At 71.4% G+C, this 13,510-nt stretch carries 9 protein-coding genes; 7 read left to right on the forward strand and 2 right to left on the reverse strand.

The annotated features are described in order from the left end of the window. Window positions 1–7: 7 nt before the first annotated feature. From IEY91_RS04865 to IEY91_RS04875, 3 genes are all read left to right on the forward strand, one after another. The gene (locus IEY91_RS04865; RefSeq protein ID WP_189172989.1) at window positions 8–1,822 is read left to right on the forward strand and encodes an AMP-dependent synthetase/ligase; all 1,815 of its coding nucleotides are present in this window, start codon (window positions 8–10) and stop codon (window positions 1,820–1,822) included. A gap of 183 nt (window positions 1,823–2,005) precedes the next feature. Continuing rightward, window positions 2,006–3,469: an amino acid permease gene (locus IEY91_RS04870; RefSeq protein WP_164318359.1), complete on the forward strand. Its 1,464-nt coding sequence runs from the start codon at window positions 2,006–2,008 to the stop codon at window positions 3,467–3,469. A 120-nt stretch (window positions 3,470–3,589) separates the two neighbouring features. After that, window positions 3,590–4,441, forward strand: coding sequence for an oxygenase MpaB family protein (locus tag IEY91_RS04875; protein ID WP_164318357.1), 852 nt, complete (start codon window positions 3,590–3,592; stop codon window positions 4,439–4,441). Window positions 4,442–4,479: 38 nt separating this feature from the next. Here IEY91_RS04875 and IEY91_RS04880 read toward each other — a convergent pair whose 3' ends face one another. After that, the gene (locus tag IEY91_RS04880) at window positions 4,480–6,015 is read right to left on the reverse strand and encodes a M1 family metallopeptidase (protein ID WP_164318355.1); all 1,536 of its coding nucleotides are present in this window, start codon (window positions 6,013–6,015) and stop codon (window positions 4,480–4,482) included. A gap of 215 nt (window positions 6,016–6,230) precedes the next feature. Here IEY91_RS04880 and IEY91_RS04885 point away from each other — a divergent pair, with 215 nt between their 5' ends. The 3 genes from IEY91_RS04885 to IEY91_RS04895 all read left to right on the forward strand — a co-directional run bounded on the left by IEY91_RS04885 (window position 6,231) and on the right by IEY91_RS04895 (window position 11,332). Next, window positions 6,231–8,234, forward strand: a complete 2,004-nt coding sequence (locus IEY91_RS04885; RefSeq protein WP_189172990.1) for a Xaa-Pro dipeptidyl-peptidase — start codon at window positions 6,231–6,233, stop codon at window positions 8,232–8,234. Further along, window positions 8,231–9,511 (forward strand): M14 family metallopeptidase, encoded by a 1,281-nt coding sequence (locus IEY91_RS04890; protein WP_189172991.1) that lies wholly within the window; start codon window positions 8,231–8,233, stop codon window positions 9,509–9,511. Before IEY91_RS04885 ends, IEY91_RS04890 begins: the two co-directional genes overlap by 4 nt. 81 nt (window positions 9,512–9,592) lie before the next feature. After that, the gene (locus IEY91_RS04895; RefSeq protein WP_373287887.1) at window positions 9,593–11,332 is read left to right on the forward strand and encodes a BCCT family transporter; all 1,740 of its coding nucleotides are present in this window, start codon (window positions 9,593–9,595) and stop codon (window positions 11,330–11,332) included. A gap of 94 nt (window positions 11,333–11,426) precedes the next feature. On the opposite strand, the gene IEY91_RS04900 is transcribed toward IEY91_RS04895, so the two are convergent. Beyond that, window positions 11,427–12,395, reverse strand: coding sequence for an FAD-dependent oxidoreductase (locus IEY91_RS04900; protein WP_189172992.1), 969 nt, complete (start codon window positions 12,393–12,395; stop codon window positions 11,427–11,429). A gap of 66 nt (window positions 12,396–12,461) precedes the next feature. On the opposite strand from IEY91_RS04900, the gene IEY91_RS04905 reads away from it, so the two are divergent. Beyond that, on the forward strand, window positions 12,462–13,487 hold the full coding sequence (locus IEY91_RS04905) for an oxidoreductase (RefSeq protein WP_164318347.1): 1,026 nt from the start codon (window positions 12,462–12,464) through the stop codon (window positions 13,485–13,487). Window positions 13,488–13,510: the final 23 nt, after the last annotated feature.

Raw genomic sequence — 13,510 nt, forward strand, 5'->3', positions numbered from 1 at the left:
GGCGGTCATGACCACGATCCTGCGACTTCCCGCAGACCCGGCCGACATCACCTTCCCCGCCCTGCTGCTCCGCAACGCCGAGGACCATGCCGAACTGCCCGCGCTCTCCTGGCGCGAGGGCGACGGCTGGACCACGCTCACGTGGGGCGAGGCGCGCCGCAAGACCGCGGTCCTCGCCGCCGGGTACGCCGCGCTCGGCGTGCGCCGCGGCGAACACGTCCTCATGATGATGCGCAACACCCCCGAGCACTGGCTGAGCGACCTCGCCCTCACCCACCTCGGCGCCGTCCCCGTCACCGTGTACGGCAGCTCCGCGCCCGAGCAGATCGCGCACATCGTCCGGCACAGCCGCGCCCGCTTCGCGATCATCGAGGGCGAGCGCGAACTCCCGCGCTGGGAGCCCCTCCTGGACGACGCGACCGCGCCCCTCGAACGCCTGGTGGTCGTCGACCCCGCCGCCGCGGGAGCGCACCGCACGTACGGCTCGCTGCACGCCACCGGCGCGCGCCTGTTCAACCCGGACACCTTCGAGAAGGCCTGGCGGGAGAACCGCGCCACGGACCCGCTGACCGTCGTCTACACCTCGGGCACCACCGGCGAGCCCAAGGGCGTGCGCATGTCCCACCGCAACGTCGTGGGCAACGGCATGGCCCTGGACTCCGTGATCGACTTCCCGCGGCACGTGGGCCACATCTCCTACCTGCCGTTCGCGCACATCGCCGAGCGCATGCTCGGCATCTATCTGCCGATACTGCGCGCCTCCCACGTCTACCTGTGCGCCGAACCGACCCAAGTGGCCGCCACCGCACGCGAGTTGCACCCACGCCAGTTCTTCGGCGTGCCCCGCGTGTGGGAGAAGCTCGCCGCGGCGGTGAAGGCGGCGCTCGCCGGGCTGCCCGAGGAGCGGCGGCGCGCCATCGAGGCCGCCAACGAGACGGCCCGCGCGCACGTCGACTGCCGCGAGCGCGGCGAGGAGCCGCCCGCCGACCTGGAAGCGGCGTACCGCGCGGCCAAGGAACAGGTGCTCGACCCGCTGCTCACGCTCGCCGGATTCGACCAGCTGCTGTGGACGGGGAGCGCGGCGGCGCCGATGCCGGTGGACGTGGCCCGGTTCTGGGCGGGCTTCGGCCTGGTGATCGTGGACGCGTGGGGGCTCACGGAGACGACGGGCGTGGTCACCACCAACAGCCCCGACGCCTTCAGGGTCGGATCGGTGGGCAGGCCCCTTGAGGGCATGGAGGTACGCGTCGCCGACGACGGCGAGATCCTGGTGCGCGGCCCCTTCGTGTGCGAGGGCTACGTGCGGGCCGACGGCGGCGTCGACAGCCTGCGGGACCCCGACGGCTGGTTCGCGACCGGCGACGTCGGGCGCCTCGACGACGACGGCTTCCTGTGGATCACCGACCGCAAGAAAGAGCTCATCGTGACGTCCACGGGCAAGAACGTGGCGCCCGCGCTCGTCGAGAACACCCTCAAGGAGCACCCGCTGATCGGCCAGGCCCTGGTCCACGGCGACGGCCGCTCCTACCTGGTGGCGCTGCTCGTCCTGGACGCGGAGATGGCACCCGCCTGGGCCGCGGCCCGGGGGATAGAGACCGACGGCACCGATCTGGTCGGCCACCCCGCCGTGCAGGACGAGATCGCCCGCGCCGTGGAGGCCGCCAACGCGCGCCTCAACCGCACCGAGCAGGTCAAGAAGTACCGCCTGCTCGACCGGGAATGGGGCCCGGAGTCCGGGGAGCTGACCCCGTCCATGAAGCTGCGCCGCCGGGTCATCAGGGACAGGTACGCAGACGTCATCGAAGGCCTGTACACCGCATGACGTAGGCCTGTACAGACGGCGCCCGGTATGTGAGAAGTGCCGCTATGTGATCTGTGCCACCGCATCCGGAGGGGCCTCTGAGGGAAGGTGTCGCGTTGGTCCGCCCACGTCAGGGGTGTGGCGGGCCCGCAGCACATCCGGACCCCGGAACCTCTTCCGGGCACCACAGAGTGGATCTTCCACGTGAGCAACGACGCCGTAGACACGGCCGCGGACGCCCGCACCGCGTCCCAGGCCGCCCCCGCGGACGCGGGCGACGCCGGTTACAGCAAGGACCTCAAGGGCCGCCACGTCAACATGATCGCGATCGGTGGCGCGATCGGTACCGGCCTGTTCCTCGGGGCGGGTGGCCGCCTCCACTCGGCGGGCCCCGCGCTCGCCGTCGCGTACCTCGTGTGCGGCATCATCGCGTTCTTCGTGGTCCGCGCCCTCGGCGAGATGGTCCTCTACCGGCCCTCGTCCGGCTCCTTCGTCAGTTACGCCCGTGAGTTCCTGGGCGAGAAGGGCGCCTACGTCGCCGGCTGGATGTACTTCCTCAACTGGTCGACGACGTGCATCGCCGACATCACGGCCATCGCGCTCTACACCCACTACTGGAGCTTCTTCACGGACATCCCGCAGTGGCTGCTCGCGCTGGCCGCGCTCGCTGTGGTCCTCGCCGTGAACCTCATCTCCGTGAAGTGGTTCGGCGAGATGGAGTTCTGGTTCGCGATCATCAAGGTCGCGGCGCTCGTCGCCTTCATGTTCATCGGCATCTTCCTCGTCTCCACCCAGCACAAGGTGGGCGGCGAGACGCCGGGCATGAACATGATCACCGACCACGGCGGCTTCCTGCCGAACGGCCTGATGCCGGTCGTGATCGTCCTCCAGGGCGTCGTCTTCGCGTACGCGTCCCTGGAGCTGGTCGGTGTCGCCGCGGGTGAGACCAAGGACCCGCAGAAGGTCGTCCCGCGCGCGGTGAACTCGATCATGTGGCGCGTGGGTGTGTTCTACGTCGGCTCGGTCGTGCTGCTCGCGCTGCTGCTCCCCGGCTCGGTCTACTCGGCCGACGAGAGCCCCTTCGTCACCGTGCTCTCCAAGATCGGCGTCTCGGGCGCCGGTGACGTGATGAACTTCGTCGTCCTCACCGCCGCCATGTCCTCGCTGAACTCCGGCCTGTACTCCACAGGACGCATCCTGCGCTCCATGGCGATGGCGGGCTCCGCCCCGAAGTTCACGGCGAAGATGAACCGCAACCAGGTGCCCTACGGCGGCATCCTGCTCACCGCCTCGGTGGGTGTCCTCGGCGTCGCGCTGAACCGCGTGGTCCCGGACCAGGCCTTCGAGATCGTCCTGAACGTGGCGTCGCTCGGCATCATCGGCACCTGGATCAGCATCATGGTCTGCCACCTCGCCTTCGTCCGCAGGGCCAAGGAAGGCCACCTGACCAGGCCGAGCTTCCGCCTTCCCGGCAGTGGCGTCACGCAGTACGTCACGATCGCCTTCCTGCTGGCCGTGCTCGGCCTGATGTGGAAGGACGCCGAGGTGGGCCGCAAGACGCTCTTCCTCATCCCGATCGTGGCGGCCGCGCTCACCGTCGGCTGGTGGGCGATCCGCCGCAAGGCCGACCGCGACACCGAGCGCGAGGCGGCCGAGCTCAGCAAGTAGTTCCCGCCGGGGCGGGGATTTCGGCAGCGGGCGGTGTCCTTCGGGGCGCCGCCCGCTGCCGTGTCCGCACGGCTCCCGGGCGCCGCGCACCGGGCGGGCACACCGCCGCATACTGGAGACGTGCCCGACCCCGAGCCGCCCCCGCCCCCGCCCGACGGGATCCTGTGGGACATCGCCGGTGAGTACCGCACGCTCCTCGCCCTGCCCGCCGCGATGGCCATGCAAGTGGCGCATCCCGCCGTCGGGGCGGGCGTCGACGCACACTCGGTGTTCCGCACCGACCCGTGGGGCCGGGGCGAGCGGTCGCTGCGGTCCCTGCAGCTCTGGGTGTACGGGGGAGAGGCCGCTGCGGCGGAAGGGCGCCGGCTGCGCGCGCTGCACCGGGACATCCGGGGCACCGACACCCGCGGGCGGGACTATCACGCGCTCACACCCGCGAACTACGCGTGGGTGCACGCCACCGGGTTCCCCGTCTACCGGCACTCCCGGGTCTACCTGGGGCAGCCGTTCACGCCCGCGCAGGAGCGGCAGCTGTACGCGGAGTGGCTCCAGGTGGGCCGGGTGCTCGGGCTCCACGACCGGGACATGCCGCAGTCCCTGGAGGAGTTCTGGCCGTACTACCGGCGTGTGCTGGCCGAGGAGCTCGAAGAGACGGAGGTCGTACGTGACCTCGTCGCCGTCGACCGCTGGGTGCCGCCGCCCGACCGCGGCCCACGGGCTGTCCGGCTCGTCCTGCGGGTGCTGTGGCCCGTGCTGCTGCCCGGCCTCGCCCGGTTCCGGCGGTTCCTCACCGTGGGCCTGATGCCCGCCGACGCCCGCGCGGCGATCGGCCTCGCGTGGACGCCCGCGCAGGAGCGCCGCCTGCGCCGCTTCGGCCGCGTGGTCCGCTGGGTGTCCCCCCGCCTGCCCTCGCGCCTCCGCTACGCCCCACTGGCCCACCGCGCCCGGCGGTCCCGCCCGCCCGCCCGCTGAACGGACGGGCGGGGGACCGCCATGAAGCGGCGCCGACGTCAGTGGTCGTGGCCCTTGGCGTGCCCGGCCCCGGCCTCGTGGTCGTGCAGCGAGTTCGTCGCCGCGATCTTCTTCCAGGACTTCGGCTTCGCCACCGCGCCCGCGGCGGCGGACCGGGCGACCCCGGCGTCCGTCGCGGCGGGCTTGCCCGGCTTGCCCGCCTGGTAGAGCCAGGTGTCGAAGAGCGCGGAGAGCGGCTTGCCGCTGGCCTTCTCGGCGTACGTCACGAAGTCCCGCACCGAGGCGTTGCCGTACGCGCGGTCCTTCGGCCAGCCCTTCAGGATGCGGAAGAACGCCTTGTCGCCGATCTCGTTGCGCAGCGCCTGCAGGGCGAGCGCCCCGCGGTCGTACACGGCGATGTGGAACTGGTTGTCCGGACCCGGGTCACCGGGCTTGACCTGCCAGAAGGGGGAGTCCGCCGCGTTGTTCGCGTACACGTAGTCGGCGAGCTCCTGCGCCGTGCCCTCGCCCTCCTTCTCGGACCACAGCCACTGGCTGTAGCGGGCGAAGCCCTCGTTGACCCAGATGTCCTTCCAGTTCTCCACGGAGACGCTGTCGCCGTACCACTGGTGGGCCAGCTCGTGCACCACGATGGAGACGTTGGAGCCGTTGGCGAAGGCCTTCGGGCTGTAGAACGGCCGGGTCTGGGTCTCCAGGGCGAAGCTGGTGGGCACGTTCGGGACGTATCCGCCAAGGGCGTTGAAGGGGTACTTGCCGAAGACCTCCTCCAGCCACTCGGCGACCTCGGTGGTCCGCTCGATGCTGGCGCGCGCGGCCCCCGCGTTGTCGCCGAGGTCCTTGCTGTAGGCGTTGAGGACGGGCAGACCGTTCTCGGTCTTGTCCGTCGTGATGTCGAACTTGCCGACGGCGAGCGTCGCGAGATACGTGGCCTGCGGCTTGTTGGAGCGCCAGTTGTAGCGCGTCCAGCCGAGCTTGGAGGACTGCGACTGCAGCACGCCGTTGGAGATGGCCTGCGTGCCGTCGGGCACGGACACCGACACGTCGTACGTCGCCTTGTCGCGCGGGTGGTCGTTGCCCGGGAACCACCAGGCCGACGACTCCGGCTCCTGGGCCGCCACGCCGCCGTCGGGGGTGCGCTGCCACGCGGTGAAGCCGTGGATCTTCACCTCGGAGGGCTTGCCCGCGTAGCGGACCACGATCGACACGGAACTGCCCTTGGCCAGGCCCGCCTTCGGCGTGATCTCCAGCTCCTGCTCGCCGGTCTTCGCGAACGCCGCCTTCTTGCCGTTCACGCGGACCTCGCTGACCTTCAGGCCGAAGTCGAGGTTGAAGCGCGAGAGGTCCTGCGTGGTGGTGGCCTGCAGGGTGGCCGTGCCCTCCAACAGGTCCGTCTTCGGCTGGTACTTCAGGCGCAGGTCGTAGTGCGAGACGTCGTAACCGCCGTTGCCGGCGTCCGGGTAATAGGGGTCGCCCGCCCCGGGGGCCCCGGGCGAGAAGTCGGCGGCCGATGCCGGGATCGCCAGCAGGACGAGCGAGGCCGCGAGCGCGCCAGGGGCGATGAGTCTGCGGTGCACGGAGTTTCTCCAAGTCATCAAGTCAACGAGCGGTGCGGGGGGTTGAAGCTCACGATGCGACGACCCTATTGAGCACTGTCACCCCTGGCCATGTCCATGGCCGCATATGTCACACGATCGCCATTCGGCCGACATGTGCGAACACGCCCCATGGACCTTTCGGACACACCTGCGGCCCTCTTTCCGGCGGCTGTTGACGCGTGTACCTTCCGCGCATGCCGATACGCGCGCGACGCACGCGCCTGACGACCTCGACGACCTGGAGAACTCTCCTGGCGGCGGCCCTTGCCGCCCTGCTCGCCACCCTCCTGTCGCCGGGCGGCGCCGCGCACTCCGCGCCGCGCACGCAGACGGCCCCCGAGGCGGCAGGCCGGGCCAAGGAGAGCAGACCCGTCTACTCCTACGCGGACGCGATACGCGAGTCCGTGTGGGTCGACATCCGGATCGACGGCGACGCGGACGGCACCCCCGACCGCGTCGCCGTCGACATAGTCCGGCCCCGCGAACCGGCCCGGCAGGGCCGGAAGATACCCGTGATCATGGACGCCAGCCCGTACTACTCCTGCTGCGGGCGCGGCAACGAGAGCCAGAAGAAGACGTACGACGCGAGCGGCAAGCCCGTGCGGTTCCCGCTCTACTACGACAACTACTTCGTGCCCCGCGGCTACGCCTTCGTCGCCGTCGACCTCGCGGGCACCAACCGGTCCGCCGGGTGTGTCGACGTCGGCGGCCGCTCCGACGTCAAGTCCGCCAAGGCCGTCGTCGACTGGCTCAACGGCCGCGCCCGCGCCTACACCTCGCGCACCGGCGAGAAGCGCGCCGACGCGAACTGGACCAACGGCCGCACCGGCATGATCGGCAAGAGCTACGACGGCACCGTCGCCAACGGCGTCGCCGCGACCGGCGTCGAGGGCCTGGAGACGATCGTGCCGATCGGCGCCATCTCCTCCTGGTACGACTACTACTTCGCCAAGGGCGCCCCGCTGCAGGGCGGCCCCGAGTGGCTGTCCGACTACGTGGAGAGCCCCGAGGCCCGCGCCCGCTGCGGCCACGTACAGAAGAAGCTGATCGACGGCGCGCCCCGCAGCGGCGACTGGACCCCCCTGTGGACCGAGCGCGACCACGTCCCCGACGCCCGCAAGGTCAAGGCCAGCGTCTTCGTGGTGCACGGGCTTCAGGACCTGAACGTGCGCACCAAGCACTTCGGGCGGTGGTGGGACGCGCTGGCCGACGCGGGCGTGCAGCGGAAGATCTGGCTGAGCCAGACCGGACACGTCGACCCGTTCGACTTCCGGCGCGCCGACTGGGTGCGCACCCTGCACCGCTGGTTCGACCATGAACTCCTCGGCTACCGCAACGGCATCGACCGCGAGCCCATGGCCGACATCGAGCGCGCCCCCGACCGCTGGACCACCGACCGCACCTGGCCGCCCCGCTCCACCCACACCACCGCGCTGCGCCCCGCCAAGGGCACCGCGCCCGGCGTCGGCACCCTCGGCACGAGCCGCGGCAAGGGCACCGAGACGTTCACCGACGACCGGCGGCTCGGCGAGACCGACTGGGCCGCGGCCATCGACACGTCCACGCCCGCCAAGGCCGGGTTCACCACCAAGCCGCTCACCCGCGACCTGCGGGTCTCCGGCTCCTCACGGGTGACCGTCACGGTGACGCCCACGACGCCCACGGCCCACCTGAGCGCCGTCCTCGTCGACCTCGGCCCCGACACCATCCGCGACTACGCCCACGACGACGAGGGCATCAACACGCTCCCCGACCGCTCCTGCTGGGGGTCGAGCACGACCGGCGACAGCTCCTGCTTCAAGAACACCGCGGCCAGGACCGCCGACGTCGACTACACCATCTTCAGCCGCGGCTGGGCCGACCTCGGCAACCACGCCTCCGACCAGCAGGGCGGCCCGCTGACCCCCGGCAAGGCGTACACCATCACCCTCGACCTCGCCGCGAGCGACCACGTCGTACCGAAGGGCCACCGGCTCGCGCTGATCGTCGGCGGCACCGACCGGAACCTCATCCTGCCCCCGGCCGACACCCCCGGCCTCACCGTCGACCTCGCCCGCACCGTCGCCCGCGTCCCGCTCGTCGGCGGCGCCAAGGCCCTCACCACCGCCCCGCGTATCCCCGCACCGCGCGAGTCCCGGCTCGACGGTGTCGCACCGCCGCGTCCGATCGACCGCGTCCCTGGAGGCCGTACTTCATGAGACCCCGCATCCGCGCCCTCGCCCTGACCGGCGCCTGTGCCGTCCTCGCCGCGCCGCTCCTCGCGGCGCCCGCGCAGGCGGCGCCCGCACCGCCGCGCACCGGCTTCGAGGAGACCAACGGGGCGCGCTGGACCAGCCGGCCCGAGGAGCAGAAGCTCCTGAAGACCATCGACAAGGCCACCGACCGCGTGTCCCTGACCCGCATCGGCACCACCAAGCAGGACCGGCCCGTGCAGCTCGTCCGCATAGGCGAGCGCCGCACCGCGAGCACCGTGCTGCTCGTGTGCAGCCAGCACGGCGACGAACCGTCGGGCCGCGAGGCCTGCCTGACCACCGTCCGCGACCTGGCGTACGCCAAGGACAAGAAGACCAAGCGGTTCCTGTCCCGCACCACGCTCCTCGTCGTGCCCACCGCCAACCCCGACGGGCGCGCCGCGAACACCCGCGGCAACTCCGACGGCGTCGACATCAACCGCGACCACATCGCCCTCGCCACCGCCGAGGGCCGCGCGATGGCCGCCGTCATCCGCGACCGCAAGCCCGACGCCATCTACGACCTGCACGAGTACGGCGCCACCCCCAAGTTCTACGACAAGGACCTCTTCGACCTCTGGCCGCGCAACCTGAACACCTACGGCGCGGTGCACGACGAGGCCAAGAAGCTCTCGCTCGACTACGTCAGGCCCGCCGCCGAGGCCGACGGCTACACCACGGGCACGTACGGCATCTGGACCGACCCCGTCACCGGTGAGCCCATCAAACAGGTCGCGGGCGACGGCCAGGAGCGCATCCTGCGCAACGCCTCCGGCCTCAAGCACGCCGCCGGGCTCCTCATAGAAAGCCGCGTCGACCCCCTCACGGACGCCGAGAAGAACGACGAGGCCCTGAACAACCGCCGCCGGGTGCACTCCCAACTCTCCGCCCTCGACGGCCTGTTCTCGTACGCGGACGAGAACCGGTGGCAGCTCGAGGCGGCGAGCACCGCATCCCGTCTCGCCGGACTGCGCGACCGCGGACCCGTCTACCTGGGCGGCGCCGACAACGACCCCGCCGAACCCGGCGAAGTCATCGACGATCCGGCCTGCGGCTACCGGCTGACACCTCAACAGTTCGCCGACGTCAAGGATGAACTCGGCCTCCACGGCGTTACCGTGAAGCGGGACGGCACGGGCCTGCTCGTGCCGTTGCGGCAGCCCGCACGTGCGCTCGTACCGCTGCTCCTGGACGAACGCGCGCCCTATCACCTCGTCACGGGGCAGCCCGACACCGACTGTTGAGGCATCGGAGCGCACGTCACATGTGGTAGGGGGTAGCGGAGAAACACCACGACGATCAAACACTCCGCGAAAGGTGCACTTGTGACCCAGGAATCCCAGAAAGCGGACGCCGGAGGAGGCCCGCCGACATCGGCGGGCCTCCCCGGCGGCCGGCCCCCGCAGACCGACCGCGTGGTCTTCGGCGTCACCGCCGGACTGACCCTCGCCTTCGTGGTCTGGGGCGCCACCGCGACGGACACCCTCGAAGACATCTCGTCGGACATGCTCGAAGACCTGATCCACAACGGTGGTTGGTTCTTCATGCTGGCGGCGTCCGGCTTCGTGGTATTCGCCCTGTGGCTCGCCGTCAGCCGGTACGGCAAGATCACGCTCGGCAAGGAGGGCGAGGAGCCCGAGTTCCGCACCGTGTCCTGGGTCGCGATGATGTTCAGCGCCGGCATGGGCATCGGCCTGATGTTCTACGGAGTGAGCGAGCCGCTGGCCCACTTCACCACGCCGCCGCCCGGCACCGACCCCGCGGACAAGGCGGCCGCCATGGAGACCTCCATGGCGACCACCCTGTTCCACTGGACGCTGCACCCCTGGGCGATCTACGCGGTCGTCGGCCTCGCCATCGCCTACAGCACGTTCCGCCGGAACCGGCGCCAGACCATCAGCTCCGTCTTCGTGCCGCTCATCGGCGAGAAGCACGCGCACGGCGCGTGGGGCCGGGTCATCGACATCATCGCCATCTTCGCCACGCTCTTCGGCTCCGCCGCCTCGCTTGGCCTCGGCGCCCTGCAGATCGGCAGCGGCTTCGAGGAACTGGACTGGATGGACAAGGCGGGCACCGGACTGCTCGTCAGCATCATCGCCGTCCTCACCGTGGCGTTCGTGGCGTCCGCCGTCTCCGGTGTGGAGAAGGGCATCCAGTGGCTGTCGAACATCAACATGGTGCTCGCGCTGCTCCTGGTCGTCTTCGTGTTCATCGCGGGCCCGACGGTCATCATCCTCGATCTGCTGCCCACCTCGATCGGCGCGTACCTCGACGATCTGCCGCAGCTCATCGGGCGCACGGAGGCCTCAAGCGGTGAAGGCGTCGCGGCCTGGCTGAGTGGCTGGACGGTCTTCTACTGGGCCTGGTGGATCTCCTGGACGCCCTTCGTCGGCATGTTCATCGCGCGCATCAGCCGCGGCCGCACCATCCGGCAGTTCGTGGGTGGCGTCATCCTGGTGCCGAGCACCGTCAGCCTGATCTGGTTCGCCGTCTTCGGCGGCAGCGCGATGAAGGTCAAGGAGGGCGGCGGCCTCAAGGGCGACGACACTCCCGAGGCACAGCTCTTCGGCCTGCTGCACGAGTACCCCATCGCGACGGCCACCAGCCTGCTCGTGATGATTCTCGTCGGCATCTTCTTCGTGTCCGGCGCGGACGCCGCGTCGATCGTCATGGGCACGCTCTCCCAGAAGGGCTCGCTCGAACCCGGCAGGATGGTGGTCGTGTTCTGGGGCGTGCTCACGGGCGCGGTCGCCGCGATCATGCTGCTCATCGGCGACGGGGAGGACAACGCCCTCAAGGGCTTGCAGAATCTGACGATTCTTGTCGCGGCGCCATTCACCCTCGTGATGATCGGGATGTGTGTGGCGCTGATGCGGGACCTGCGCCACGACCCGCTCATCGTGCGCGGCGAACACGGCACGGAAGCCGTCGAGAAGGCCGTCATCGCCGGTCACGAGCAGTACGGCGTGGGCGAGTTCGAGCTCCAGATCGGCCCGTCCGAGAACGGCGACGCGGACGGCGACGCGGACACGGGCGCCGAACCGCGCCCCGACCCGGCCCGCTGAGATCCGGTACCGGCCAGGGCCCCCGGGCCATGGCCGGTACCCCGGAGCGCCACGGCCGGTGGTGCTCCGACCGCCCGTCACGGGCGCACGTGTGTCAGGCGGCGGCGGGCTCCTCTACGAGCCGCGCCGCCGCCCGCGCACAGCCCCACGCCACGGTCACCCCGGCCCCGCCGTGACCGTAGTTGTGCACCAGCGTCCGCCCGCCGTCCCGCGGTTCGCGCTCCAGGCGCACCGCCGGGCGGGCGGGCCGCAGCCCCACCAGGTGCCCGAGCACCCGCGCCGTCGCTATCTCCGGACGCACCCGCGCGCACCGCTCCACGATCGCCGCCGCCACCGCCGGATCCGGATCGAGCGACCAGTCGCCGTCGTCCGCCGTGCCCCCGAGGACGAGCCGCCCCGGCTGCGGCATGAAGTACGTCGTCGTCGCCGACGCGGAGTCCGCGGCCGTGAACCACGTACGGATCCCCGGGTTCTCCACCAGCACCAGCTGCCCCCGCACGGGGCGCACAGCGCTGTCCGGCACGAGATCCCGGGCGCCCAGGCCCGCGCAGTTGACGACGGCCGGCGCCTCGCCGAACGCCTCGTCGAAGCCGCGCGCCGTCCGCCGCTCGACCGTCCCGCCCGCCGCGAGCAGCCGCCGGCGCAGCCACGCCAGATGCGCCGGCATGTCGATCAGCGGCAGCCGCGCCCACAGCCCGACCCCCGCGTACTCCGCGCCGGTCGCCGCGCGCAGCCCCGGCACCCGCGCCGCCCAGGGCCCGAGCCCGTCCAGCACGGTGTCGGCGTGTACGCCCTCGACCATGCGTACGCCCGTGTGTTCCGCTTCCGCCGCCAACTCCTCGTACACCGCGAGGGACGCGAGCGACCACTCGCCCACCAGCGCCTCGGGTTCGATGCGATAGGGCCACCACAGGCCGCCCGCAACGGCCGAGGTCGTGCGCCCGGCCGGGTCCCGCGTCCAGACGCGGACGCGGCGGCCGCGCTCCGCGAGCACCACGGCGGTGGTGAGTCCGACGACCCCACCGCCCACGACGATCACATCGGTCCTGCGGCTCCCACCCATCCCGGAAACGTAGCGGAATGCGTCATGCCGTGCGCAGACCCGCCACCGGGTGGGGATACTCACAGCATGTCTGCCGAATACGCGACCTTCGGCCTGGCACCGGCGATGCGCGCCGGTGGAGTTCTCGCCAACGGTGACTACCAAGTGCACCGTGACTTCGTCGACTTCATCGTGAACGGCCGCCCGCTGCTGTTCCAGCTCGCCGACCTCGACGCCGTGTCCCCGCTCGCCTCCGACATCCCGCCGGCGATCTTCACCACCCATGTGCGCAGGCTCCTGCTCGAAGCCGAGGCCCCGCTGCACGACGGGCGGTATGTGATCTACGGCTGTCCCGAGTGCGAGGGCCTGGAGTGCGGGGCCGTCACGGCCGTCATCGACCGTGTCGGCGACGAGGGCGAGGACTATGTCTGGCGGGACTTCGCCTGGCAGACCTCCGACCACGCCGACCTGGAGCTGAACGGCTACCGCGGCATAGGTCCCTTCCGCTTCCGCGGCGGCGAGTACCGCGAGGAGCTCGGGCGGCTGCTCGAAGGGGTCGGGCCCGACTCCGGGCGGCGGCGCGTGCTGCTCATCGGGGCGCGGGTGGCGCTGCTCGCCAAGCTCGCGGCGGCGCTGCGGACCATCGGCATCGGCGCGGAGATCGCGGCGGACGCGGCCGGGGTGCCGGAGGAGGAGCTGCGGACGTACGGCGCCGTGGCGTTCGGGCGCGCGGTGCCGGAGCGGACCCGGGACGCGGTGCGGGCCGCCTTCGAGGGGGCGGGGGTCGAGGTGGCGTACGTCGACGGGCTCGCGCCCATCGTTCCGCTGCTCGTCGCCCAGATCGAGTACGCCCTCGACCGCAGCCCGCGGGCGCAGCGGCGCCTCACGCGGCTGGTGCTCTCCGGTGACGCGGTGGTCACCGAGGTCACCTCGACCTGCCGGGTGCGGCTCACCGCCTACCGCGTCGACCGGCTGCTGCGCACCCGTGTCCACGAGGTCCTCGACGCGGTCCTCGAACCCGGTGAGCACCGGGTCGCCCTGCCGGGCAAGTCCCAGTTCGTGGTGGCGCGGACGCCGGACAGCGTCCTTGTGTCGTCGCCCGGGTCGCCCTGAGCGCGGGCGGCCCGTGGCGGCCC

This window comes from Streptomyces lasiicapitis (genome assembly GCF_014646335.1).
Lineage (GTDB): Bacteria > Actinomycetota > Actinomycetes > Streptomycetales > Streptomycetaceae > Streptomyces > Streptomyces lasiicapitis.